The organism is Arthrobacter globiformis (assembly GCF_030817195.1).
GTDB lineage: Bacteria > Actinomycetota > Actinomycetes > Actinomycetales > Micrococcaceae > Arthrobacter > Arthrobacter globiformis_D.
The window spans coordinates 3,698,514-3,722,498 of the sequence record NZ_JAUSYZ010000001.1; the positions used below are offsets into that span (position 1 = coordinate 3,698,514).

At 67.3% G+C, this 23,985-nt stretch carries 20 protein-coding genes; 10 read left to right on the top strand and 10 right to left on the bottom strand.

What is annotated here, in order from left to right; translation table 11 throughout:
• The first annotated feature begins 25 nt into the window (after positions 1-25).
• From QF036_RS16845 to QF036_RS16865, 5 genes are all read left to right on the top strand, one after another.
• A complete protein-coding gene (locus QF036_RS16845; RefSeq protein WP_307105959.1) occupies positions 26-1,531 on the top strand; it encodes a malate:quinone oxidoreductase in 1,506 nt (501 codons plus the stop codon).
• Positions 1,532-1,609: 78 nt separating this feature from the next.
• Positions 1,610-4,828, top strand: a complete 3,219-nt coding sequence (locus QF036_RS16850; protein ID WP_307103683.1) for an efflux RND transporter permease subunit — start codon at positions 1,610-1,612, stop codon at positions 4,826-4,828.
• Between the two features lie 282 nt (positions 4,829-5,110).
• Positions 5,111-5,932: an endonuclease domain-containing protein gene (locus QF036_RS16855; protein ID WP_307103685.1), complete on the top strand. Its 822-nt coding sequence runs from the start codon at positions 5,111-5,113 to the stop codon at positions 5,930-5,932.
• Positions 5,933-6,101: 169 nt separating this feature from the next.
• Positions 6,102-7,262, top strand: coding sequence for an LLM class flavin-dependent oxidoreductase (locus QF036_RS16860; RefSeq protein ID WP_307103688.1), 1,161 nt, complete (start codon positions 6,102-6,104; stop codon positions 7,260-7,262).
• Entirely contained in the window at positions 7,262-7,723 is a 462-nt protein-coding gene (locus QF036_RS16865; protein ID WP_307103690.1) for a MarR family winged helix-turn-helix transcriptional regulator, read from the top strand. The genes QF036_RS16860 and QF036_RS16865 overlap by 1 nt, the downstream gene beginning before the upstream one ends.
• Before the next feature lie 135 nt (positions 7,724-7,858).
• Here QF036_RS16865 and QF036_RS16870 read toward each other — a convergent pair whose 3' ends face one another.
• Positions 7,859-8,665, bottom strand: coding sequence for a transglutaminase-like domain-containing protein (locus QF036_RS16870; RefSeq protein WP_307103692.1), 807 nt, complete (start codon positions 8,663-8,665; stop codon positions 7,859-7,861).
• Positions 8,666-8,735: 70 nt separating this feature from the next.
• Complete coding sequence (locus QF036_RS16875) at positions 8,736-9,512, bottom strand: hypothetical protein (protein ID WP_307103694.1); 777 nt, start codon at positions 9,510-9,512, stop codon at positions 8,736-8,738.
• 110 nt (positions 9,513-9,622) lie between these two features.
• On the opposite strand from QF036_RS16875, the gene QF036_RS16880 reads away from it, so the two are divergent.
• Positions 9,623-10,288 carry a DUF1684 domain-containing protein gene (locus QF036_RS16880; RefSeq protein ID WP_307103696.1) on the top strand — a complete coding sequence of 222 codons (666 nt, stop codon included), beginning with the start codon at positions 9,623-9,625 and terminating at the stop codon, positions 10,286-10,288.
• Positions 10,289-10,334: 46 nt separating this feature from the next.
• On the top strand, positions 10,335-11,213 hold the full coding sequence (locus tag QF036_RS16885) for a fumarylacetoacetate hydrolase family protein (RefSeq protein ID WP_307103698.1): 879 nt from the start codon (positions 10,335-10,337) through the stop codon (positions 11,211-11,213).
• 8 nt (positions 11,214-11,221) lie between these two features.
• Here QF036_RS16885 and QF036_RS16890 read toward each other — a convergent pair whose 3' ends face one another.
• Genes QF036_RS16890 through QF036_RS16910 form a run of 5 tightly spaced genes read right to left on the bottom strand, consistent with a single transcriptional unit; the run spans position 11,222 to position 17,124 of the window.
• Positions 11,222-12,385: a cysteine desulfurase family protein gene (locus QF036_RS16890; RefSeq protein WP_307103700.1), complete on the bottom strand. Its 1,164-nt coding sequence runs from the start codon at positions 12,383-12,385 to the stop codon at positions 11,222-11,224.
• A gap of 7 nt (positions 12,386-12,392) precedes the next feature.
• Entirely contained in the window at positions 12,393-13,265 is an 873-nt protein-coding gene (gene nadC / locus QF036_RS16895; RefSeq protein ID WP_307103702.1) for a carboxylating nicotinate-nucleotide diphosphorylase, read from the bottom strand.
• Positions 13,258-15,096: an L-aspartate oxidase gene (nadB, locus tag QF036_RS16900; protein ID WP_307103705.1), complete on the bottom strand. Its 1,839-nt coding sequence runs from the start codon at positions 15,094-15,096 to the stop codon at positions 13,258-13,260. The genes nadC and nadB overlap by 8 nt, the downstream gene beginning before the upstream one ends.
• A gap of 10 nt (positions 15,097-15,106) precedes the next feature.
• A complete protein-coding gene (nadA, locus tag QF036_RS16905) occupies positions 15,107-16,417 on the bottom strand; it encodes a quinolinate synthase NadA (protein ID WP_307103706.1) in 1,311 nt (436 codons plus the stop codon).
• On the bottom strand, positions 16,414-17,124 hold the full coding sequence (locus QF036_RS16910; protein WP_307103708.1) for an NUDIX hydrolase: 711 nt from the start codon (positions 17,122-17,124) through the stop codon (positions 16,414-16,416). Before QF036_RS16910 ends, nadA begins: the two co-directional genes overlap by 4 nt.
• A gap of 189 nt (positions 17,125-17,313) precedes the next feature.
• Here QF036_RS16910 and QF036_RS16915 point away from each other — a divergent pair, with 189 nt between their 5' ends.
• The 3 genes from QF036_RS16915 to QF036_RS16925 all read left to right on the top strand — a co-directional run bounded on the left by QF036_RS16915 (position 17,314) and on the right by QF036_RS16925 (position 20,415).
• Positions 17,314-18,690 (top strand): amino acid permease, encoded by a 1,377-nt coding sequence (locus QF036_RS16915; RefSeq protein WP_307103710.1) that lies wholly within the window; start codon positions 17,314-17,316, stop codon positions 18,688-18,690.
• Between the two features lie 177 nt (positions 18,691-18,867).
• On the top strand, positions 18,868-19,695 hold the full coding sequence (locus QF036_RS16920) for an alpha/beta fold hydrolase (protein WP_307103711.1): 828 nt from the start codon (positions 18,868-18,870) through the stop codon (positions 19,693-19,695).
• Between the two features lie 66 nt (positions 19,696-19,761).
• Complete coding sequence (locus QF036_RS16925; protein ID WP_307103713.1) at positions 19,762-20,415, top strand: phosphoribosyltransferase; 654 nt, start codon at positions 19,762-19,764, stop codon at positions 20,413-20,415.
• Here the strand turns inward: QF036_RS16925 and QF036_RS16930 are convergent.
• The 3 genes from QF036_RS16930 to QF036_RS16940 form a co-directional block, all read right to left on the bottom strand.
• The gene (locus tag QF036_RS16930) at positions 20,412-21,743 is read right to left on the bottom strand and encodes an MFS transporter (protein WP_307103714.1); all 1,332 of its coding nucleotides are present in this window, start codon (positions 21,741-21,743) and stop codon (positions 20,412-20,414) included. The two genes, QF036_RS16925 and QF036_RS16930, sit on opposite strands and share 4 nt — an antisense overlap.
• A 119-nt stretch (positions 21,744-21,862) precedes the next feature.
• Positions 21,863-23,317 carry a 4-hydroxyphenylacetate 3-monooxygenase, oxygenase component gene (gene hpaB, locus QF036_RS16935; protein WP_307103715.1) on the bottom strand — a complete coding sequence of 485 codons (1,455 nt, stop codon included), beginning with the start codon at positions 23,315-23,317 and terminating at the stop codon, positions 21,863-21,865.
• A gap of 50 nt (positions 23,318-23,367) precedes the next feature.
• Entirely contained in the window at positions 23,368-23,895 is a 528-nt protein-coding gene (locus QF036_RS16940; protein WP_307103717.1) for a flavin reductase family protein, read from the bottom strand.
• Positions 23,896-23,985: the final 90 nt, after the last annotated feature.

Below are 23,985 nucleotides of genomic sequence, written 5' to 3' on the forward strand. Positions count from 1 at the left end.
CAGAGCCGCCTATCGGAGACTGATTGTGACCTTCATTTCCAAGACCCAACATGCCGACGTCGTCCTTATTGGCGGCGGCATCATGAGCGCCACGCTGGGTGCGTTCATCAAGCAGCTCGAACCCAACTGGACCATTTCCCTGTTCGAGCGGCTTGACGAGGCCGGCCTGGAGAGCTCGGCACCGTGGAACAACGCCGGCACCGGACACGCCGCGCTGTGTGAGCTTAATTACTCCCCCGCAGCCAAAGACGGCTCGGTCAATCCTGCCAAGGCACTGCACATCAACGAGCAGTACCAGCTGTCCCGCCAGTTCTGGTCCCACCTGGTGGACAACTCCCTGATCGGCTCCCCCAAGGGTTTCATCAACACCGTTCCGCACATGAGCTTCGTCATCGGCGACGACAACTCGAACTTCCTCAAGACCCGGTACAACGCGCTCAAGGAGCACACCCTGTTCCGGAGCATGGAGTACTCCGAGGACTTCGCGCAGATCGCCAAGTGGGCGCCGCTGATCGTCAAGGGCCGCGACACGAAGCAGCGCGTCGCCGCCACCCGCGCTGCCGAAGGTACCGACGTCGACTTCGGTGCCCTGACCCGTGAGCTCACCGGCTACCTGGCCAACAACGGCGTCGAAATCAACTACGGCCACAACGTCACCGATGTCCGCAGGGCGTCCGACGGCGGCTGGGACCTTTCGCTCAAGCACCCCGCTTCCGGTGAGCGCGGCAGCATTAGGGCCAAGTTCGTCTTCGTCGGCGCGGGCGGCGGAGCGCTGCACCTGCTGCAGGCTTCCGGCATCCCGGAAAGCAAGGGCTTCGGCGGGTTCCCGGTCTCCGGCCAGTTCTTCCGCTGCACGGACCCGTCCCTCGCATCCCAGCACAACGCCAAGGTCTACGGCCAGGCTTCCGTCGGCGCGCCGCCCATGTCGGTGCCGCACCTGGACACCCGCTACGTCAACGGCAAGCGCTCCCTGCTGTTCGGCCCGTACGCCGGCTTCTCCACGAACTTCCTGAAGAACGGCAGCTACCTGGATCTCCCGCTGTCCATCCGCCCGAGCAACATCATCCCGATGCTCGCCGTGGCCAAGGACAACATGGACCTCACCGCCTACCTGGTTAAAGAGGTGGCCAAGCGCCACGGTGACAAGGTGGAGGCGCTGCGCGAGTACTACCCCGAGGCCAAGGACGGCGACTGGGAACTCATCACCGCCGGCCAGCGCGTGCAGATCATCAAGAAGGATCCGAAGAAGGGCGGTGTGCTGCAGTTCGGAACCGAGGTGATTGCCGCCCGCGACGGTTCCATCGGCGCCCTCCTCGGCGCTTCACCGGGAGCCTCCACGGCCGTGCCCATCATGATCGAGCTCCTGCAGAAGTCCTTCCCCAAGAACTTTAAGGGCTGGCAGTCCAAGCTCAAGGAAATGATGCCGGGCTACGGCGTCAAGCTCAACGAAAACCCGGAGCTGGCGGCGGAACTCGAGAAGGCCACCGCCAAGAGCCTCCAGCTGGAAGCATCGCCCGCAGTCCAGCGATGACCGTCCAGCGCTGACCCGGCGCGGGTTGCGGCAGGCACCACCGAAGGCAAACAGTCCGTCGACCCAGGAGATCATGCGATGTTCCGGCTGGCCCACCTATCCCTCGGGAACCGCGCACTCATCGCCCTGATCACCATCTTCGCCTCGGTGTTCGGCGTGATCACCATGTCCTCGCTGAAGCAGGAACTCATTCCCTCGATTGAGTTCCCGCGGATCACGGTGATCACGTCGATGCCCGGGGCGTCGCCCGAGGTGGTGGACAAGCAGGTGAGCCGGCCGCTGGAGACGGCGCTGAACGGCGTCGAAGGGTTGGAGTCGACGTCGTCCACTTCCCGCAACGGCGTCTCGCAGATCAGCCTGGTGTTCACCTACGGTTCCAATCTGGACCGGGCCCGGAACCAGATCGACCGGGCCATTTCCAACGCGAAGCGCACGCTGCCGGACGACGTCCAGCCCCAGGCCATCGCCGGCAGCATCAGCGACTTCCCGATCGTCTTCCTCGCCGTCTCCTCCGACAAGCCGCTCAGTGAGCTGAACACGGACCTGCAGCGCCTGTCGGTACCGAGGCTGCAAAAGCTCGACGGCGTCCGCGGCGCCGACGTGACGGGCGGCGCCAGCCGGCACATCCTCATCCAGCCAAACGCGGCCAGGATGGCCGCCGGCGGCGCCAGCGTCCAGTCGCTGCGGAACGCCCTGACCAACAACGGCGACCTTGTCCCGGCGGGCACCATCGAGGAAAAGGGCCAGAGCCTCTCCCTGCAGATCGGCAGCCCGGTCGATTCTGTAGCCGCAGTTAAGGCGCTGCCGCTCAGCGGGACCGACGCCGGCACCACCATCGGCTCCGTGGCCGACGTCAGCATCAAGGACGACGCGCGGACATCCATCACCCGGACAAACGGCCGCGAAACACTGGCCATTTCCGTGACGAAGAAGCCCGAGGGCGACACCGTCGCGATCTCGCACGCGGTGAAGGAATTGCTGCCGCAGCTCGAGGCGGAGCTCGGCTCGGACGCCAAGTTCACCCCCGTCTTCGACCAGGCACCCTTCATCGAGAAGTCCATCAAGGACCTCACCACGGAAGGCCTCCTGGGACTCGGTTTCGCGGTGGCCGTCATTCTCCTCTTCCTCATGTCCGTCCGCTCCACCCTGGTCACCGCCGTCTCCATTCCGCTGTCGCTGCTCATCACCTTCATCGGCCTCTCCGGCACGGGATATTCGCTGAACATCCTCACGCTCGGGGCGCTGACCATCGCCATCGGCCGGGTGGTCGATGACTCGATCGTGGTGATCGAGAACATCAAGCGGCATCTGAGCTACGGCGAAGCCAAGCTCACCGCAATCCTCACCTCCATCCGTGAAGTTGCCGGCGCCATCACGGCCTCGACACTGACCACCGTGGCCGTCTTCCTTCCGATCGCCTTTGTGGGCGAGCTCGCAGGCGAACTGTTCCGTCCGTTCGCCCTGACGGTCACCATTGCGCTGCTCTCCTCGCTCCTGGTGTCCCTGACCATCGTTCCCGTGCTCGCGTACTGGTTCCTGAAGAGCCCCGCAACCGGAGGCGGCGCCGAGGCCCCGCTGTCCGCCGTGGAAGTCCAGGCGCAGGCGCACGAGGCCGAGCAGCGCAGCATCCTCCAGCGCGGCTACCTGCCCGTCCTGAACAAGACCCAGAAGCACCCGGTGCTCACCCTGATCGCCGCGGTCCTGGTCCTCGGCGGGACCGCCGCCATGACGCCGCTGCTCGCCACCGACCTGTTGGGACGCTCAGGCGAGAACAGCATGACGGTCAAGCAGGAACTTCCGGCCGGCACGAGCCTGGAAGATACCAGCGCCGCGGCCCGGAAGGTCGAGGACGTGCTCCTTGGCATCGACGGAATCAGGGACGTCCAGGTAACCTCCGGCAATGCGCAGGCGGGCTTCACCGCGCTGACGTCCTCCGGCGCCTCCAATTCCTCATTCACGGTTGTCACCGACGAAAAAGCGAACCAGGGCAAGCTGCAGGACACCGTCCGCAGCGAACTGGCGGCGGCAGGTGCCGCCGGCAAAATCTCCGTCGGCTCCCAGCAGGGCGGATTCGGGACGTCCTCCACGGTGGACATCACCCTGAAGGCGGCCACCTCCGAAGAGCTGAGGAAGGCCAGCGACGCCATGGTGAAGGCCATGACGGGAGTTCCCGGAAGCAGCGAGGTGACCACAAACCTCGCCGCCAGCCAGCCCGTGGTTCAGGTCAGGGTTGACCGGGCCAAGGCCGTTGCCGCGGGCCTGACTGAAGAGCAGGTGGCCGGTGTCCTGGCTTCAACCATCAGCCCCGTCCCCGCGGGCACGGTGCGCATCGACACGGACGATTTCCCGGTCCAGATCGGGGAAGGGAAACGCTTTACCAGCATCGCCGCCGTCCGCGATATCCCGCTCCCCTCCGCCTCCGGGCCGGTCCCGCTGGGCCGGATTGCCGCCGTCGAACAGGTCGATGTCCCCCTTTCCATCACCTCCAGCAACGGCCAGCGGACCGCGCAGGTGTCCGTCACGCCGTCGGGATCCAACCTGGGCGCCGTCAGCGCCGAGGTGCAGCAGCGCCTCAAAGCCGTGGACCTGCCCGCCGGGGTGACCGCGGAGATCGGCGGCGCCACCACCCAGCAGGCAGAATCCTTCCGGCAGCTCGGCCTCGCGCTGCTGGCCGCCATCGCCATCGTCTATGTGATCATGGTGGCGACGTTCAAGTCCCTGGTGCAGCCGCTGATCCTCCTCGTTTCGGTGCCGTTTGCCGCCACCGGAGCGGTTGCCCTGCTTCTGGTCACGCGGGTGCCACTGGGGCTGCCGTCGCTGATCGGCATGCTGATGCTCGTGGGCATTGTGGTGACCAACGCGATCGTGCTGATCGACCTGATCAACCAGTACCGGCAGCCGCACGGCGGCAAGCCGGGGATGCGCGTGGCCGACGCCATCACGCACGGTGCCCGGCAGCGTCTCCGCCCCATCCTGATGACCGCGCTGGCCACGGTCTTCGCGCTGACCCCCATGGCCCTTGGCATGACGGGCGGCGGCGGGTTCATTTCGCAGCCGCTGGCCATCGTGGTGATCGGCGGGCTGGTCTCATCCACGGCCCTCACGCTGGTGCTCGTCCCGGTGCTGTACCGGCTGGTGGAGGGGCGGAAGGAGAAAAAGGAGCTCATGCGCCAGCTCAAGCAGCGGCCCGACTTCTCCGTTGCGGAAGACGACGTCGATGCCGAGTTCGCCGACTGGACCACGGGCATGGTGCCCAAGCTCAGCGGCCGCCGCGCCGCCCCCGGCTCCCCTGACTGACCTGCCTCTTCCTCTCCCCCCACCCAACTAAGTCGCAGTTCAGGGCGTTCCCAGCGCTGGGAACGCCCTCTGCTGCTACCTACATGGGGTGACTGCCGGGTTGCCTGTGGATAACTCAATTCCAGGCTCCGGTTTTTGGAACGATAGTGCCATGAAATATCCGAGCCCGTTGCCGGACCATTTATCAGCCGTTCCCTTCACCGTGACCGAAGCACTCGACGCCGGGGTTGGCCGGGACCGGCTGAAGATCGGCGGCCTCGTGACCCCAGCCGGGGCATCCGGATGCCTTCCCGCGCCGGCACCCATCTACCGTCGACACAGCAGCTTGCGCAGCTGGCCCGGCCCCACACGCTGGTCACCGGCCTTTCGGCGGCGTCGCACGCAACCGCCTTCCTGCTGTGGGAGTTTCCCGGTTTCCTCCCCGGCGCTGATCGCCCTGGCATCCACATATCCCGTCCGGACGCGGTTGCCATTGCCCGGCGACGGGGTGTGGTGGGCCATCGCGGACAGTTCTTTCCGGACGAGATCGTGGAACTCGGAGGGGTGTTCGTGACCAGCAGGACCCGGACGTGGCTGGACATCGCGCGGCGGATGAGTGTCGATGAACTGACGGTGGTGGCGGACCACCTCCTGCGCCATCCCCGTCCTGAGTTCGAGGGGAGGTCCGCAGCCCATGCCACCCGGGACGAACTCGCCGACATGCTGGACAGACACAAGGGGACGCCCGGGATCAGGAAAGCGCGACTGGCGCTGGACCAGGCGCGTGTCGGCGCAGACTCTGCGCCCGAAACACGGCTCCGGCTTGCGCTGGCCCGCCGAGGCTTTCCCGATGCCGATGTTAACGTGCCGGTGTCGCTGGGCGGCGGCGTCGTGCGCCAGCCCGACCTCTCCTACCCGGAGTTCCGTGTGGCGGCGGAGTACGACGGAGAGGGCCATTCGGATCCGGCGCAGGTGCTAAAGGACATCAGCCGCGACGAGGACTTCGCCGCCGCGGACTGGATCCTGGTGCGGATCGGCAAGACCCACATGGAGCACGACGCGCGGGCGGCCGTCCGCAAGGTCCGCTTGGCGCTGGTGGCGCGCGGCTGGTCCCCGTCTGGGTAGCAGCTCAGGGCGTTCCCAGCCGTGGGAACGCCCTGAACTCTACCTAGTTGGGAGGGGCGGGAATATCCTGGCGCCGGGGACGTTGAGGGCAGTACATGCAAATGCATGTAAATCGGGTACACTGTTAGTACAGGTCCGAACGACAACTTCTGCGAACGGAAGGTTCATCATGCAGATCGGCGTATTCAGCGTCAGCGACATCACCCAGGACCCCACCACGGGCCGGACCCCCACCGAGCACGAGCGCATCAAGGCCTCCGTGGCGATCGCCAAGAAGGTCGAAGAAATCGGCATGGACGTCTACGCCCTCGGTGAGCACCACAACCGGCCGTTCTTCTCCTCCTCCCCCACCACGACGCTCGCGTACATCGCCGCCCAGACCGAGCGCATCACACTGTCCACCGCCACCACGCTGATCACCACGAACGATCCGGTCAAGATCGCCGAGGACTTCGCCATGCTGCAGCACCTGTCTGACGGCCGCGTGGACCTGGTGCTGGGCCGCGGCAACACGGCCCCGGTCTACCCCTGGTTCGGCAAGAACATCCAGGACGGGATCGAGCTCGCCATCGAGAACTACAGCCTGCTGCGCAAGCTGTGGGATGAGGACACCGTCAACTGGTCCGGAAAGTTCCGCACGCCGCTGCAGAACTTCACCTCCACCCCGCGCCCGCTCGACGGTGTGTCCCCCTTTGTGTGGCACGGCTCCATCCGCAGCCCGCAGATCGCCGAGGTGGCGGCCTACTACGGCGACGGGTTCTTCGCGAACAACATCTTCTGGCCCAAGGAGCACTACCAGCAGCTGATCAGCCTGTACCGCGAGCGCTACGAGCACTACGGCCACGGCAAGGCGGACCAGGCCATCGTGGGGCTGGGCGGACAGTTCTTCATGCGGAAGAACTCCCAGGACGCCGTCAGGGAATTCCGGCCGTACTTCGACAACGCCCCCGTCTACGGCCACGGCCCGTCATTGGAGGACTTCACCTCCCAGACCCCGCTGACCGTCGGCAGCCCGCAGGAGGTCATCGAGAAGACCCTCACGTTCCGCGAGTTCTTCGGCGACTACCAGCGCCAGCTGTTCCTGATCGACCACGCCGGCCTGCCGCTGAAGACCGTCCTGGAGCAGCTGGACCTGTTCGGCGAGGAGGTCCTGCCCGTCCTGCGCAAGGAGTACGCCGAGCGCACGCCCGCCCACATCCCGGCTCCGCCCACGCACGCCGGACGCGTCGCCGCACGGATCGCCGCCGACGGCGCTGCAGGTGAGGGCGTTGCCCCAGGTGCCGGGATCGGCCAGGACACGGCTGCCGTTTCCTCCCCGACGGAGGCGTGATGTCACCCCGGAAGGCGACGTCCGACGTCCGGTTGGCCGCCGAAACCTGGGAGTCGCTGTTCCGCGCGCAGGTGGCCGTGATGCGCAGGCTGCAGTCCGGCCCCGCCTTCCGGAACCTGGCGGTGAACGAGTACGACGTGCTGTTCACGCTGTCACGGTGCCCGTCCGGCTGGCTGCGGCTGAATGAACTGAACGACAACGTGCTCCTGAGCCAGTCCAGCCTGAGCAGGCTGGTGGACCGGCTGGAGAAACGCGGCCTGGTGGCGCGCATGCCGGCCCCGGACGACGGCCGGGGCGTGTTGCTCAAACTCACGGAGGAGGGCGCCGCGCTGCAGAAGGAAATCGGCCGGGAGCACGTGCGGGACATCGCCGAGCTCGTTGCCCCGGCGCTGACGGCGGCGGAGCAGCGGGAACTGCTGCGCCTCACGGAGAAGCTGCGCGCGTCCCTGCCGTCCCGTTAGCGGGACGGGCTTTGGTTCCGTTACCGGAACGGCCTCTGGAATCGCCGCGGTCGGACGGCAGCGGAGGGGCACCGCCGTCGGACGGCCGACGGCGGGACACCGGACCCGTCGTCGCTCACCTCTCCCGCCCTGCAGTCAGCGGATGACGGCCAGTTTGTCCGGATCCTCCGCCGGCAGCTCCCCGTTCACCGTCGCGAAGACTCTGATCTCCCGGAGGGAGAGGCTTCCGCCCACGGTGGACAGGAAGGCCGTGTCCGAGGAGTCGCGACCGGCGGTGATGCGCAGCATGGCATCCCTGGGCGCCAGGCCGGTGGGGTCGATCACGTGCCAGGCCCCGTTGATATGGGCCTCGGCCACAGCATGGAAATCCATCGGGGAAAGACCCGGCGCATAAACAGCCGCCAGCCGCGCAGGCACGTTCTTGGCACGCAGCAGCGAGATCGCCAAGTGTGCATAGTCGCGGCAGACGCCCCGCCGGTTCAGGAGGGTCTCCACGGCGCCGTCCGTCCCCCGGGAGGAGCCGCTGACATAGCGCAGTTCGTTAAACACCCAGTTGCGTACGGCGTGCAGGAGTTCCTCACCCTGGAGTGCGCCGAACTCCGCATAGGACGTGGGAAGCAGCCGGTCTGACTCGGCATATCGGCTGGGCCGGACATAGCGGATCAGCTCCATCAGGGAGGGCTTCTCAGGTTCCGCGAGGCCCCCAACACTGGCCGAGTAATCCACGGTGACCTCAGTGGGGTCAGCAAACTCCATGTAATGGAATCTGCCCCCGTGGTGGTCCGAAAGCTCCGTCAGAGGAACCTGTTCCCCACCGGCCGTCACGCTGAGGTTCTCGTCAAACGACGTGTAGCCGGCATTCCTCGCCACGGAGATGGCCATCGCCACCTTTGTGTCGGCCACGGTCTTAAATACCAGGCGGGCAGCAACAGTTCGTTCCATTGGTCTCCGGGGTGTGAGGTGGCGTCGGTCAGTCGCGGCTGCGGGCTGGGTTGTGCCGGAGGCAGCGGGACTAGCTCTTGATCTCCAGAGACATTAGCATCCGCTGAACGTTGGCGAATTCGGAGCCCTTGTTGACGTAGCCGGCTGCCTGGTCAAGGGTGTCGAAAGCCTTGGCCGGTGCCACTTTTTCATCCGTCGCGAACGCCTTCAGCGAGCGCACATCGCTGAACGAGTAGTTCCCCTTGCCCGCCAGGCCCTGCACCACGTTCTGCAGTTGGCATGCCTTGGAGTCGGTGCCGCCCACCAGGTTGGTGATGCCGTAGGAGCCGAAGTAGCGGTAGCCCTGGATCACCCTGAACACCACGTGCGGGTCGATGGTCCCCTGCCCGCCGCTGTGCGGCAGCTCCACCGGAACACTGCTGACGACGACGTAGGGCTTGCGGGCGGAAGCGGCGCAGCTCGCCGCGCTGGTCTCGGGCAGGCCTGTTTGCAGGGTGGCCAGGTAGGCGCCTTCGGCATCCTTGACCTCGATCTTCACAGCGCCGGGAAGGGTTCCCTTGTCGGGGTCAACGGACTGGGCAATCCAATCCTGCGGCAGCTCGAAACTCACGGTCTTGGCGGGGTCCGTGAAGACCTTCCAGGCAGCCGCCGTGGCCCCTGCTGTCGCGCTGGCACTGGCCGATGCGGTTGCGGAAGGGGCCGCGGAACCCGATGCCGGACCGGTGGCCGGCTCGGCGGTCCAGGCGGGAGCACCCTTGCCGTCGCTGCTGCAGCCGGCCATCAGTCCCGCCGTCAACAGTACGACGGCGGCGATCCCCTTACGTCCAGAAGCCGTGATCCCTGTCATGGCTCCAGCCTAACCGGGACGCCGGTCCCATCCGGGGGCTGCCGTGCAGCGTTTCGCGGTCTCCCAGCGGCCTGGGCGGACGGGCATCACAAAGGGTTTAGGCTGAGGTCATGGCCGAACATGAGCTGGACGCAGCGGAGCAGACCTTGGCGAACATGTCCGCGCTCGACATTGCAGACTGGCGGCTGCGGACCTTCGCCCTCTACGACACTGTGCGCAAGATCGCCGCCGACAGCCCGGAAGAGGCCCACGCCTACTGGCGCCAGGAGCGCGACCGCATGTTCGGCACCCATCCGGCGTCGGCCCTGACAGATGAGGCCAAGGCGTCCTTCTACGGCCTCAAGACGGCCGACTATGATCCCATCTACCGCTTCTACGTCCCCCTGACCAAGCAGGGTGCGGGGCGGGAAATGAACGTCGAAACAGGGACAGACGGTGTGGTCCGGTTTGTCCGGCTGGGAACCTTCGACCTGCCGGAACTGGGACAACTGGCCGTCTGGAAGCTGATGGGCTACGGGGGCGGGATCTTCGTCCCGTTCCGGGACGCCACTGCAGGCCAGCCCGGCGGAAGCTACGGCGCGGGCCGCTACCTCCTGGACACCATTAAGGGCGCATTCCACGGCGTCGTCCGCGGCCCGGGTCCGGAAGTCCAGTATGTGCTGGACTTCAACTTTGCCTACAACCCGTCGTGCGCCTACAACGAGGCCTGGGCCTGCCCGCTCGCCGGCCCGGCCAACCGGCTGGCTGTGGAGATCCCGGTCGGCGAGCTGTACTGACGTCACGCAGTTCCGGACGGCCCCACCGGACCCCTACGATGGCTGAATGACCCCAGCTCTCCCGAGGCGGATCGCCCGCGTCCGCCCCCTCGCCCCTTCCCCGGCGTTTGTCTCGTCCCCAGCCGCGTCCCCGGATTCAGCCACAGCACGGCTTCCTGAACAGTTCTTTGTGGCCAACGACGCCGCGGACTTCGCGAGCACCGCGGGGCGGACATGGACGGTGGTGGAGTCCCCGTTCCCCGGTTCGCGCGCCAATTCCGGCAGCGGCCACCGTGATGGCTGGGAAGCCGGCGCTGAGGTCTCCGAGGACAGCTTCGCGTTCCTGGCGCCGAGTGTGCCGGCCAATGTCCTGGGGATGGCCCACAACACCGGGCAGGCTGGCCGGGACCTTCCGGCACAGGCCTTCCACAAGGCAGCCACCAGCGTGATCGGCCCGGGCGAGGCGATTGAACTGCCGGCCGGAATCGGGCTGGTGGAGCCGGAGGCGGAGCTGGCCGTCGTCGTCGGGCGGACCGCGAAAAACCTGACCCTCGACAATGCGCGGACCGCGGTTCTGGGCTACACCATTGGCAACGACGTCACCGCGCGCAGGCTGCAAAAGTCCGATGAGCTCTGGCTGAGCGCCAAAAGCCAGGACACCTTCACGCCGGCCGGCCCCTGGATCGTCACCGGGCTGGACCATGCGGACCAGACCATCGGCGTCGTCCACAACGGCGCCGAACTGCCCACGGCAAGTACCGCCAACCTGGGCTGGAAGGTGGACGAGATCCTCGTCTACCTGACCTCGTTCATGACCCTGCACCCCGGCGACCTGGTGCTCACCGGTTTCCCGGCGGCAAGCACCGGCATCCAGCCGGGCGACACCGTCACGTGCCGGGTGGGCGGCATCGGAGAGCTCTCCAATCCCGTCACAGCCGCTAGCTGACCGATACCCTAACCCGGGATCAGGCCCAGGTTCCGGACGCTTCCGACGGCGGCCGTCACCGCCGCGGCGGCAGCCTCCAGGTCGGCGGCGGTCACCGACGAATCAAAGCTGAACCTCACGGCCGTCTGTGCCACCTCCGCTTCGATGCCGAGTGCCACCAGCACCGGTGACGGAGCGTCCGATCCGGCCGCGCACGCCGAGCCGCTGGAGCACACCACGCCCTGGCGCTCGAGTTCCAGGAGCACGGATTCGCCGCTGGTGCCCGGGAAGCAGAAGGACGCCACCGAGGGCAGCCGTTCGGACGGATGGCCGGTCAGCAGCGCTCCCGGAACGCTGCCCAGCACGGCAGCAATGAAACGGTCACGCAGGCCGGTGACGCGCGCCGCGAGCGCGGGCCGGTCCGCGTGCGCCAGGGTGAGTGCGGTGGCCAGTGCCACGGTGCCTGCGACGTTTTCGGTGCCGGAGCGCCTGCCGCGTTCCTGGCCGCCGCCATGCAGCAGCGGCTCGGTGCGGGTCCGGCCCCGGACGAACAGGGCCCCATTGCCCTTGGGCGCCCCGAGCTTGTGCCCGGAGATGCTCAGCGCGTCCACTCCGAGCGCCTTCACATCCAGCGGCAGCCAGCCGGCGGCCTGCACGGCGTCGGTGTGGAAGGGGATCCCCCGCCCTCTCGCCAGGGCCGCCAGTTCGGCCACCGGCTGGACGGTGCCCACCTCGTTGTTGGCGTACATGATGCTGACCAGCGCGGTTTCGTCCCGCAAGACCGCAGCGAGCGCCTCCGGAGTCACCGTCCCGTTCCCGTCGACAGGCACCACGTCCACGGCGAAGCCGTGGAAGCGTTCGAGGTACCGCGCCGACTCCTCCACGGCGGGATGCTCGACGGCGCTGATCGCCACCCGGTTCAGCGCCGGGTCCGCGGCCTGCCGCGCCAGGGCAATGCCCTTGACCGCGAGGTTGTCCGCCTCCGTGCCGCCCGACGTGAAGGTGATCTCTCCCGGCCTGCAGCCCAGCACAGCGGCCACGGTCTTGCGGGCATCCGTGAGGGCCCGCGCGGCGGAGTCACCGAGAGAATGGTGGCTTGACGGGTTGCCAAAGTCGCCGGTGAGGTAGGGCCACATCGCCTCCAGCACCTCGCGGCGGACGGGTGATGTGGCTGCTGCGTCCAGGAAGATCATGGTGTGTTCACCCCACTGTCAGTTCGACGTCCAGGCCAAGGTCCAGAGCGGTGACGCTGTGCGTCAGGGCACCGACCGAGATGACGTCCACGCCCGCGCCGGCGATGTCCGCCACGGTGCGGAGGTTGACGTTGCCGCTGGCCTCGACGACGGCCCGCCCGGCGACCTGCCGCACACCGGCGCGGAGTTCCTCAAGGCTGAAGTTGTCCAGCATGATGGTGTCCACCCCGGCGGCCAGGACGGGTTCGATCTGGTCGGCGCTGTCCACCTCCACCTCGAAGTGCGTTGTGTGTCCCAGCTGGGCCTTCGCGTCGGCCAGCAGCGCGGTCAGCCGTGCCGGGTCTCCCCCGGTCATGACGGCCAGGTGGTTGTCCTTGGCCAGTACGGCGTCGGAAAGGCTGTAGCGGTGGTTGGCGCCGCCGCCGCAACGGACGGCGTACCGTTCCAGGACGCGCAGTCCGGGGGTGGTCTTGCGGGTGTCTGTGATGCGTGCCTTGGTGCCGGCGGCCAGGGCCACGAATTCCGCCGTCTTGGTGGCGATGGCGCTCATGCGCTGTGCCAGGTTCAGGCCGACCCGCTCGGCCAACAGCACGCTGCGCGCCCGGCCGGTGACCCGCGCAAGTTTTGTTCCAGCCGCGAACGCCTCGCCGTCGGCCACGAGCAGCTCCACCTGCGTATCCGGGTCCACCATCAGCATGGCGTCACGGAACACGCTGCCGCCGCTGAAGACCCCCGGGACGCGGGCGTTGAGCACAGCGGTGGCGCGGGCTTCGGCCGGGATCAGCAGCTGCGAGGTGATGTCACCGCTGGGCGCATCCTCCGCGAAGGCCCGCTCCAGGATCTCGCGGACGGGTGCTGCGGGGAGGGTCAGGCTAGTCATGGACAAGGCTCGCTTTCGGGCTCATTCTGAATTCTTCGTCTAGGTCGCGCGCCATAAAGGCTTCCGGCCGGCTGTCATCCCGGTAGTGGGCCCCCAGGGAATCGGTTCGTTCGCGGGCGGCACGGACCAGCAGCTGCGCGGCGAGCAGCAGGTTGGCGTCCTCATGGGCGCGGGGATCGCCCGCTCCCGGCACGCGGTCAGGTCGTACGACGGCGGACCACCCGGCAAGCACGGCACCCGCCTCCCGCAGCAGCCCGCCGGTACGGAGCACCCCGGCTTTGGCAGTCATCAGCCGCCGCAGGGCACCACGTGAGAACTCAGCGGAGTCCGCATCTCCCAATATCTCCCCGGGGTATGGCTCAGCGCTTCGGTGATGAGCCTCGAAGTAGCGGAACAGTGGCGCGGAAGCGTCGGCAGACGGTGCCCCGGAAGCGTGCGTCAAAGGGAGGCCGCCAGCGGCCGTGGGCCCACGCGATCCGGGTTCCCTGGCCGAGCTTGCGAGGTTAGGGAGATCGTGGGGACGCGGAGGGGTGCCGTTGGGAGACGGAACCGACGGCTCACCAAGAAACGTCTCAACCGCCCGCCGCCCGAAAACCAGCCCTTCGAGGAGCGAGTTGCTGGCCAGGCGGTTGGCGCCCTGGACTCCGGTGCAGGCGACCTCGCCGGCTGCGAAGAGCCCGGGGACCGTGGTGCGGCCATGCAGGTCGGTGGAAACGCCGCCCATCCAGTAGTGCGCGGCCGGTGCGACGGGGACGGGTTCCCGGGTCCAGTCGATGCCGGCCTCGCGGGTGCGCCGCGTGATGGTGGGGAAGCGGCGCTCCAGGAATCCTGCTCCCCTGGCGTCCTCGATGACCCGGGCGTCGAGGTAGACGTGGCCGTTGGGGTCGCCGAGCGCGGCCAGGTGCAAAGCGATGCTGCGGGACACGACATCGCGCGGGGCGAGTTCGGCGTCGGGGTGGTAACCGTGCAGGAAGCGGCGGCCGTGCGCGTCAACGAGGATGGCACCCTCGCCGCGCACTGCCTCGGAGATCAGCAGCGGATCCTGGCCGTCGTCGGTGCCTGGCGACCCGGCTGCCCCTCCCCCGTCGGGGCGCACCAGGCAGGTGGGGTGGAACTGGAAGAATTCCAGGTCCGCGACCGCCGCACCGGCGCGCCAAGCGAGGGCCAAGCCGTCCGCGGTGGCAACGGAAGGGTTGGTGGTCTGCGCAAACAGCTGCCCCGCCCCGCCGGTGGCCAGCAGCACGGCGTCGGCCTGGATCCTGCCGGGCCGGCCTGCCTGCAGGAACTCAACGCCCGTGACCCGCCGGCCCTGCTGCAGAAGGGCCGTGACGCTGGCGTGGCCCAGCAGCCGGATCCTGCCCGAGGCCTGCGCGGCCAGCACGGCGCAGATCAGGGCGTTGGCGATGCCGGCCCCGGTGGCGTCGCCGCCGGCGTGCAGGATCCGCGGCGCGGAGTGGGCGGCCTCGAGCCCCAAGGCGGGGTCGCCGTCGTCGTCCAGGTCGAAGCGGACGCCGAAGCGTCCGAGACCGGCGATGTCCCGGCGCGCCTCGGTGCAGAGCACCCGGACAGCCGCCGGGTTGCAGTGCCCGGCGCCGGCCTTCAGGGTGTCGGCGATATGGGCGGCCACGGTGTCGCCGGGCGACGGCTCATCGAGGACGGCGGAAATGCCGCCCTGGGCGAAGTACGTGTTGCTGTCCGCGAGCGCGCCCTTGGTCAGCAGCACCACGTCGGCGCCTGCCTCCGCCGCGAGCAGCGCGGCATAGAGGCCGGCGATGCCGCTGCCGACGACGGCGAGCCGCCGGCGGCCGGCCGTTCCGTTTTCGCTGGTCATTGTGGGCTCCCTATTGGGGCTTGGCGGCGAGCATGCGCTCGAGTGCTGTCCTGGCGTCCTGCTGCACGTCATCGTCCACGGTGATGCGGTTCACCACGCGGCCGGCGACGAGCTCTTCGAGGACCCAGGCCAGATAGCCGGGGTGGATCCGGTACATGGTGCTGCAGGGGCAGATGACCGGATCCAGGCAGAAGATGGTGTGCTGCGGGTACTGGGCGGCGAGCCGGTTCACCATGTTGATCTCGGTGCCGATGGCGAACACCGTGGGCTCGGTGGCTGCCGCGATGGCCTTCTGAATGAAGTCCGTGGACCCTGCGGAGTCGGCTGCGTCCACCACTTCCATGGGGCATTCGGGGTGCACAATGACGTTGACGCCCGGGAAGTCGGTGCGGGCCTTTTCGATCTGGGCCACGCTGAAGCGCTTGTGGACCGAGCAGAATCCGTGCCAGAGGATGACGCGGGAGTCCAGCAGGGCCTGTTCGTCGTTGCCGCCAAGTTCCTTGCGCGGGTTCCACATCGGCATCTGCTCGAGCGGAACACCCAGCGCCTTGGCCGTGTTCCGGCCGAGGTGCTGGTCCGGGAAGAACAGGACGCGCTGGCCGCGCTCGAAGGCCCACTCAAGGACCGTCCTGGCGTTGGAGGACGTGCAGACGATGCCGCCGTTCCGGCCGCAGAACGCCTTCAGCGCCGCGGAGGAATTCATGTAGGTGACCGGGATGACCGGAACCCGGCCGTCGGCGTCGGGCTCGGTGCCGAAAATCTCCTCGAGCTGCTCCCAGCAGTCCTCCACGGAATCGGCGTCGGCCATGTCCGCCATCGAGCAGCCGGCGGCGAGGTTGGGCAGGATGACCGCCTGTTCCGGCCGGGAGAGGGTGTCAGCGGTTTCGGCCATGAAGTGTACGCCGCAGAACACGATCGCTTCGGCGTCCGGCCGGGTCAGGGCGGCGTTGGCCAGCTGGAAGGAGTCGCCGACGAAGTCTGCGTACTGGACCACCTCGTCGCGCTGGTAGAAGTGGCCCAGGATGACGGCCCGGTCACCCAGCGCCGCCTTGGCAGCCCGGATCCGGGCATCGAGCTCAGCTTCGCCGGCCAGCTTGTACTCCTCGGGAAGCTGGCCCTGCCGCGGGGTGGAGGCAGGTGCGACGTCCGCGCTGGAGGCCCCGGGACCGTAGGCCGGAACACCGGCGAGCGTTTCCGCGAGGTCATACTCCCAGGGCCCCTTGGCAAGCGCCGGGCTGCAGGTGCCGCCGGTGCCGGCTGCCGTGGCCTTTTCGGCCTGTTCACGCGTGATCAGCTGGATGGCAGTGTTGACGCTGCTCATGGGGTGCTCCTGTTATCTGGGTCGAGGCCGGGGCGGCCGGTAAATCGGTAAAGACGAGGCGGGCGGTGCTTGCCGCCCTGGAGGTATTCACCGGTTTCTTCGATTTCCGGCGTCGACTTGATCTGCCGGCGGAAGTTGGCGGGATCCAGCTGCGTGTCCAGCACGGCTTCGTAGACCTCGCGGACCTGGGCGAGGGTGAAGTACTCCCCCAGGAAGTGGTAGGCGATGGAGCCGTAGGCCAGCTTGTTCCGCAGGCGCCAGAGGGCGTAGTCCACAATCGCGTTGTGGTCGAAGGCCAGGCTTCCGAGCTTGTCGGCGCGGAACCACCTGACGTTCTCGGATTCGTCCGCGAGTGCGGCTTCGGTGGGCTGGACCAGTGCCCAGTAGACGATGGACACCACGCGCTGCGTGGGTGAGCGGTGCACCCCGCCGAAGGCGTAGAGCTGTTCGAGGTAGCTGGGTGCCAGCCCCGTGGTTTCCCGCAAGTTCCGTGAAGCGGCGTCCTGCAGAGATTCAGCGTGGGTCAGCGGACCGCCCGGCAGGGCCCACAGGCCTTTGAACGGTTCCCGGATCCGGCGGACCAGCGGGAGCCACAGCGTGGGGCGGCCGGAAGACTCGCTGGGGCGGAGCGCGAAAATCACCGTGGAAATGGCAAGTGAAGGCGGCGCGGACTGCCGCTCGGCCACGTTGGCTGAGGTGGTGTACACGGTAATCACCCGCTTCGCTGCGATCGGCCAGCCCGTCCGGACTGGCCCCTGGATTAGTTATGGTCAAGTTGACTCAAACTGATTCTACGGCTGGCGGCCCGGGATGCAAAATGTTTCGCCCGAGGTTCGGTGTAAATTCGAGAGGTCCCAAAAGGACCAGTTCCCCCCAACCCCAAGAAGGTGCGCAGCATGACGATGAAGTCCACAGCCGAGCGACCCGCAGTTCAGCTCCGCCACAGCATGAAGCCCCGCCAGCTCACCATGATGGGCCTGGGCAGCGCCATAGGAGCCGGGCTCTTCCTGGGTTCCGGCGCCGGCGTGCAGGCGGCAGGTCCCGCCGTCCTGGTTTCCTACCTTGTGGCCGGCACGCTCATCATTCTGGTCATGTGGGCGCTCGGCGAGATGGCAGCAGCCAACCCCAACAGCGGCGCCTTCTCCGTGTACGCCGAACGCGCCATGGGCAAGACCGCCGGGGCAACCGTGGGCTGGCTCTGGTGGCTGCAGCTGGTGGTGGTCATCGCCGCCGAAGCGCTCGGTGCCGCGGGGCTGCTGTTTTCGGTCTGGCCGGTGGTTCCGGTGTGGGCACTCTCTCTGGTGTTCATGGTGGTGTTCACGGGCATCAACCTCGCCGGCGTGAAGAACTTCGGCGAGTTCGAGTTCTGGTTTGCCATCCTCAAGGTGGCGGCCATCGTCCTGTTCCTCGGCATCGGCGCCGCGCTGCTCCTGGGGCTCCTGCCGGACGTGGCATCGCCGGGCCTGGCCAACATCACCACAGACTTCGCGCCCTCGGGCCTGGCCGGCATTGCCACGGCACTGTTCGTGGTGATCTTCGCGTTTGGCGGCACGGAGATCGTGAGCGTCGCAGCCGCTGAGACCGAAGACCCCGAGCATAGCGTCACCAAGGCCATCCGCACGGTGGTGTGGCGGATCCTCGTCTTCTACATCGGCTCCGTCTTCGTGATCGCGGCCGTCCTTCCGGCCACCTCGGAGGCCCTGTCCTCGCCGTTCGCAGGCGTCCTGGGCGCCGCCCGCATCCCGGGTGCCGCCACCGCCATCACCCTGGTGGCCGTCGTCGCCCTGCTGTCCGCCCTCAACGCCAACCTTTACGGGGCGTCCCGCATGGTGTTTTCGCTCGCAGAGCGCGGCGAGGCTCCCGGCTTCCTGTCCAGGCTCAGCCGCGCAGGCGTGCCGATGGTCGCCGTCGGCGTTTCCGTAGCCTTCGGCTTTATCGCCACGGTCCTGGAACTGCTCTTCCCCGAGCGCATCCTGCCCGCCCTGTTCCAGCTGGTGGGGTCCACCTGCCTCGTGGTCTGGGGTTCGGCGCTGGTGTCCCAGCTCATCCTGCGCCGGCGGGCGGACCGCAACGGCACCCCTCTGCCGCTGCGGATGACGGGCTTCCCCGGACTCACCGTGTTCGGCCTCGTGCTGCTTGGGCTGGTGTTTGCCGTGGGCTTCAGCGCAGAGAGCAGCCGCATCCAGTTGATCAGCACGCTGCTGCTCATTGCCGGCATCGCCGCCGCCTGCTGGGCAGGTGCCCGGTTCGCGGCTTCGCGCCCAACCAAGTAGCAGCACAGGGGGTTCTCACGGCTGGGAACCCCCTGTGCTGCCACCCAGTTGGGAAGCCGTGAATTTCCCCGGTCCGCAGGCAGGTAGAGTGGTGCCCATCCACGGCGGACCGGCGACGGAGCAGTCCCGGCGAGCCCTGTACCTGACAAGGACTGAGACTTGACGAGGACTGAGGCGATGAGCGGCAGACACACGGGCGAACAGCACTCCCACACGGTCGAGGGCACCGACCCGCAGCTATACGTCGAGGTGCACGACCCCGCGAACGACGCCGGCCTCCGCCCCATCCTCCTCATCCACGGCTTCTCTGCGTCCAGCAAGCTGAACTGGGAGGACACCGGCTGGATCCCGGCGCTCCTGGAGGCAGGCCGCCGCGTCATCGCCGTCGATCTGCCCGGCCACGGCCGGAGCGGCGCGCCCGAGGACATGGACTCCTACTCCCCCAGCCGGATCAGGGCGGACCTCCTGCAGATCGCGTTCGACGCCGGCGCCCGGCCCCTGCGCGACGGTGACCCCGCCAGCGGGCTGGACGTGATCGGCTATTCCCTCGGTTCCCGGCTCGCCTGGGAGTTTGGCGCCACCCAGGCAGAGCTGGTGCACCGGCTGGTCCTGGGCGGCCCGAACATGGCCGACCCGCTGGCGGACTTCGACCTCGTGGCCGCCCAGCGGTATCTGGCCGACGGCTCGCCCATTGCTGACGCGTCCACGGCCGGACTCCTCAGCATGGCCCAGGCGCTGCCGAGCAACAACATCTTCGCGCTGCTGTCCCTGGTTGAGGCGATCAAGGGTGAACCGTACGACCCGGCCGAGGCCGTGCCGCACATGCCCGTGCTGCTGGTGGCCGGTGAGAACGATGAGCGTGCCGCGTCCATGCCGCAGCTTGCCGAGCTGGCCCTGAAGGCCGGCTCCATGGCCGAGCAGCTCATCCTGCCGGGGCGCACGCACACCAACGCCATCACCAGCCGGGCCTTCAAGCAGGCGGCCATCGCGTTCCTCAGCAGCTAGGGGCTCCCGCCGGGGCCCACGGGCGTAGGCTGGACTTTGGGGGCGGAGACTCCGGAAGAGGAACCCATGGCCATGGTTTTTGAGGACCGGGAAGACGCAGGACGGCAGCTTGCAGCCGCCCTTCCGCAATTCCGCGAGCGCCCGGACACCCTGGTGCTGGGCTTGGCCCGCGGCGGTATCCCGGTGGCCGCCGCCGCGGCCGAGGTCCTCCACCTTCCCTTCGGGGCCGTGCTGGTCCGCAAGCTTGGCATCCCGGGCCACGACGAGACCGCATTCGGTGCGCTCGCCTACTCAGGCGGAAGGATCGTCCGCCTTCTCAACAGGCCGCTCGTGGAGCGACTTCTTGACGACGGCGTACGGCAGGAGTGGCTCGACCAGGTGGAGCACCGGGAGCGGACCGAACTGATGCGCCGCGCCGACAGCTATCCGGCCGTGGACCCCGATGTGCATGGCAAGACGGCCCTGCTGGTGGACGACGGCCTGGCGACGGGGGCCACCATGCGGGCAGCGGTCGAGGCGGTACGGATGGCCGGCGCTGCAGCCGTAGTGGCCGCAGCGCCGGTCGGCTCGCTCGAGGCAGAGAAATCACTGTCCCGGGTCTGCAACGTCCTGTGCCTCCACCTGCCAGGAAGATTCCGGGCCGTGGGAGCCTTTTACCGGCACTTCGATCAGCTGAGCGACGAGGACGCCATTGCCCTGCTGCACGGCGCCCGCATCTAGTGCCGGCTGACGCCGAGCGGCCGGCCCCTCGTCTCCTTGGCCAGGATCACACCGATGCCCGAGATGACGCACAGAATCATGATGTAGATGCCGATAGAGCCCGTCCATTTGGTGCTCTGCAGGAGTGACTCGGCGATGGTGGCGGCGAACGCACCGCCCAGGATGGCGCCGAAGGCGTAGCCGATCGAGATGCCCGAGTACCGCACGTTGGCCGGGAACATCTCCGCATACATGGCCGACATGGGGCCGTAGGACAGGCCCAGGCCCACCGTGAGAACGAACAGCGCCACGCCGTAGAGCCAGATGTTCTTTGTGTCGATGAGGGCGAACATCGGGATCATCCAGACGAACACGATGGCGTAGCCGGTCAGGAAGGTCTTGACCCGGCCGATCCGGTCGGAGAGCCAGCCGCCGGCGAGTGTGAAGATCAGCCAGCCGAAGGAGGCCAGCGTGGTGGCGAGCAGAATCTGCGGTGTGGGCATCTTCAGCGACCTGGTGGCGTAGGAGATGAAGAAGGCAATCAGGAGGTAGCCGGCGGCATTGTTGCCGATGAAGATCATGGTCGAGTAGAGGACCGCCTTCTTGTGGCCTCGGATGAGCTCACCGAGGGGCGCCTTGCTCTCTTCCCGGCGGGCCGTCATTTCCTTGAAGACAGGACTCTCGCCGACTGCCCGCCGGATCACGTAGCCCACGACGATCAGCACTATGGAGAGCAGGAAGGGAACCCTCCAGCCCCAGGAGGCGAAGTCTTCCTTCGGCATCCCGGAGGTGAGGAAGAATAGCAGCCCGGTGGCCAGGATCATGCCCACCGGAACGCCGATCTGCGGGTACGCACCGAACAGGCCGCGCTTGCTCTTCGGGGCGTGTTCCACTGCCATCAGGGCCGCGCCGCCCCATTCGCCGCCGGCGGAGAAGCCCTGCAGGACGCGGAGGAGGATGAGCAGGATCGGAGCCCAGGCGCCGATCTGGCCGTAAGTGGGGAGCATGCCGATCAGCGCCGTTGCGGCACCCATCATGATGAGGGTGAACACCAGCATGGCCTTGCGGCCAAGGCGGTCACCCAGGTGTCCGGCAACGATGGCGCCGAGCGGGCGGAACAGGAAGCTGATGCCGATCAGGGCGAAGGAGAGGATCTGCGCCAGGCCCGGGTTGGATTCGTTCAGCGGGGCCAAAAACAGTGGGGACAGCAGCGTTGCCGTCAGCTGGGCAAAGATGAAGAAGTCGTACCACTCGATGGTGGTGCCCACCAGCGTGCCGGCGAGGACTTTGCGTTCCTCGCGCTTGCTGCTCGGTCCTGCCTCTGAATCTACGGGTGAAGTTGCGGTCATTGAAACTCCGTGGCTGGGGGCAGTGCTACTGCCGGAGGTGGTGAAGGACTGTCCGATTTACTGATCGAACGGTCAGTTAGTGTGAAGGATACTACGAAAATGTGATTTGGCGCACCCTCTCAGTCGGTCCGGTGCAGGAATTCGCGCAGCCGCGCCCTGGCCGGTTCGCGGTCGTAGGTGTTGACGAGTGCCCCGGCCATCCGGACCGGATCCCCGAAGAAGAAGTACTCGTAGAGGGACTGCCGGCCGGAGAAACCCGAGATCGAGGCGTCGAACGCAAGCTTGAACAGCCGGACCCGCTCGGGCCCGGTCAGCGTCTTCCCCTGCAGGTACAGGTCGATGTCCGCCCTGGCATCACTGTTGACGTCCGCTTCGCCGGGCAGGGCCATCAGCCCCGACGCGGAGAACTTCCGGATAATCTGCGGGAAGCGCTGTGCCACCTTCGGATACCAGTTGCGGGCGGCGTTGAGGGTGGTCCACTTGGGCAGCATCATGCCGGCCTCGTTGAGTTCGGCGTCGGCCTCCGATGCGCGGACCAGCGCCTTGCCGATTTCGACGTCAATGATCAGCTCGGCGATGTCCTCCTGGATGTGCTGGAATCCGTCGATGCCGATCGAATCGGCGAGTTCGGAGGCCAGGCCGAGGAAGAACTCGCTCTTGGCGATGGTCCGGGTGACCACCTGGTGGGTCATGAGGGCACCGGCACCGGTCTCGGCGTAGAACGAGTTGCAGAGCTGCGGATTGCCGAGCATGAAGATGCGGTCGCTGGGAACAAAGACGTCGTCAAAGACGGCCACCCCGTCCATTTCCTCATAGCGGGACGCCAGCGGTTCATCGTGGATGCTGCCGCCGTTGTACAGCGAGGTCCTGCAAAGGTACCGGAGCCCCGGCGTGTCATTGGGGATGGCGAAGGCAAAGGAATAAGGTGCGTCCTCGGCCGTGCCGCGCAGCACCGTGGACGGGAAGACCAGCAGTTCGTCCGCGATGGGGGCGATCGTGGCGAGCATGCGCGCACCGCGGACTACGATGCCATCGTCGCGCTCCTCCACGATGTGGGCCGTGAGCTGTCCGCCCAGCTGTTCCGAGCCGGATACCGACCGGTTCACCTGCGGCGGGATCAGCGTATGGGTTGCCAGCATGTCGTTTTCGCGGGCCCACTCGTAGTAGTTGCCGATGTTCTCGGCAAACTTGGGATCCGCCTGGGCGAACCACTTCCCGGCCGTGCCCAGGGCGGTGAGTGCGGAGTTCATGTAGTCACCCGTGCGGCCGAGGAATCCGTTGGTCGCCTCAGCCCACGTGGAGGTCGCCCGGCGCCGGTGCTGCAGGTCCTCGATGGTCCGGGGCACCAGGAAGGACGCGTTGACGAGGTCCCCCGTGGTCGGCGAGGCATAGGTCAGCGCCCCCTGGTACCGCGGGTCGTGCTGCATGTCGAACAGCTTCGCGTACTGCCGGGCAACGCCGCGGAAGGACGGGTGTTCGGCAACTTTTTCGCTGACCACTTCACCGTCGATCACGATGTGCGGGGTCATCGCGTTGAGTTTGTCCAGGTACTGCTGACCGGTTCTGATGCCCATGGCTGCCTCCATTCGTCGTTGAACTGTCCATTGGTGGTGAAAAGTGCCGCCTACAGCAGGTCCTCTATCCCCAGCTGGCTCTCCGGGATGGTGGTGAAGGCGCTGTTGGCGAACGCCAGGGCATCGCCGCTGCGGTGGTCGAAGTCCACCACCTCACCGAGATAAAGGGTGTGGTCGCCGCCGTCGTAGGCCGCCCAGGGCCGGCACTCGAAATAGGCGAGCACGCCGGAGAGCCGGGGCGCCGTAGCCCCCTCCACCCACCTGGGCTCCGGGCCCGGACGCCCTGCAAAGTGCACGGCCAGCTGCCGCTGCTCCGCCCCCAGGATGTTGACGGTGAAGGGTCGGCCGGCCAGCTCGTCGTGGGCCTTGGCGGTGCGGGCGATGCTGGCCAGGACCAGGGGCGGGTCCATGGAGACCGACGTGAAGGAATTGACAGTAATGCCGTGCCGCTTGGTGGCGCCGTCGAACGTGACGATGGCGACACCGGTGGCGAACCGGCCCAGGCTGCCGCGGAAGCGGTGGGCGCGGGGCACCGAGGTCCTGCCCGGAATACCGGGGCCCGCTGCTGGATTGGCCATCTTCATTGATCCTCTGGGTGCGCGATTCCTGTCTCTGGCGCACCGTGCCGCAGTCGCTCTAAACTGTTCCGTAGATGCACTGTTCTATAG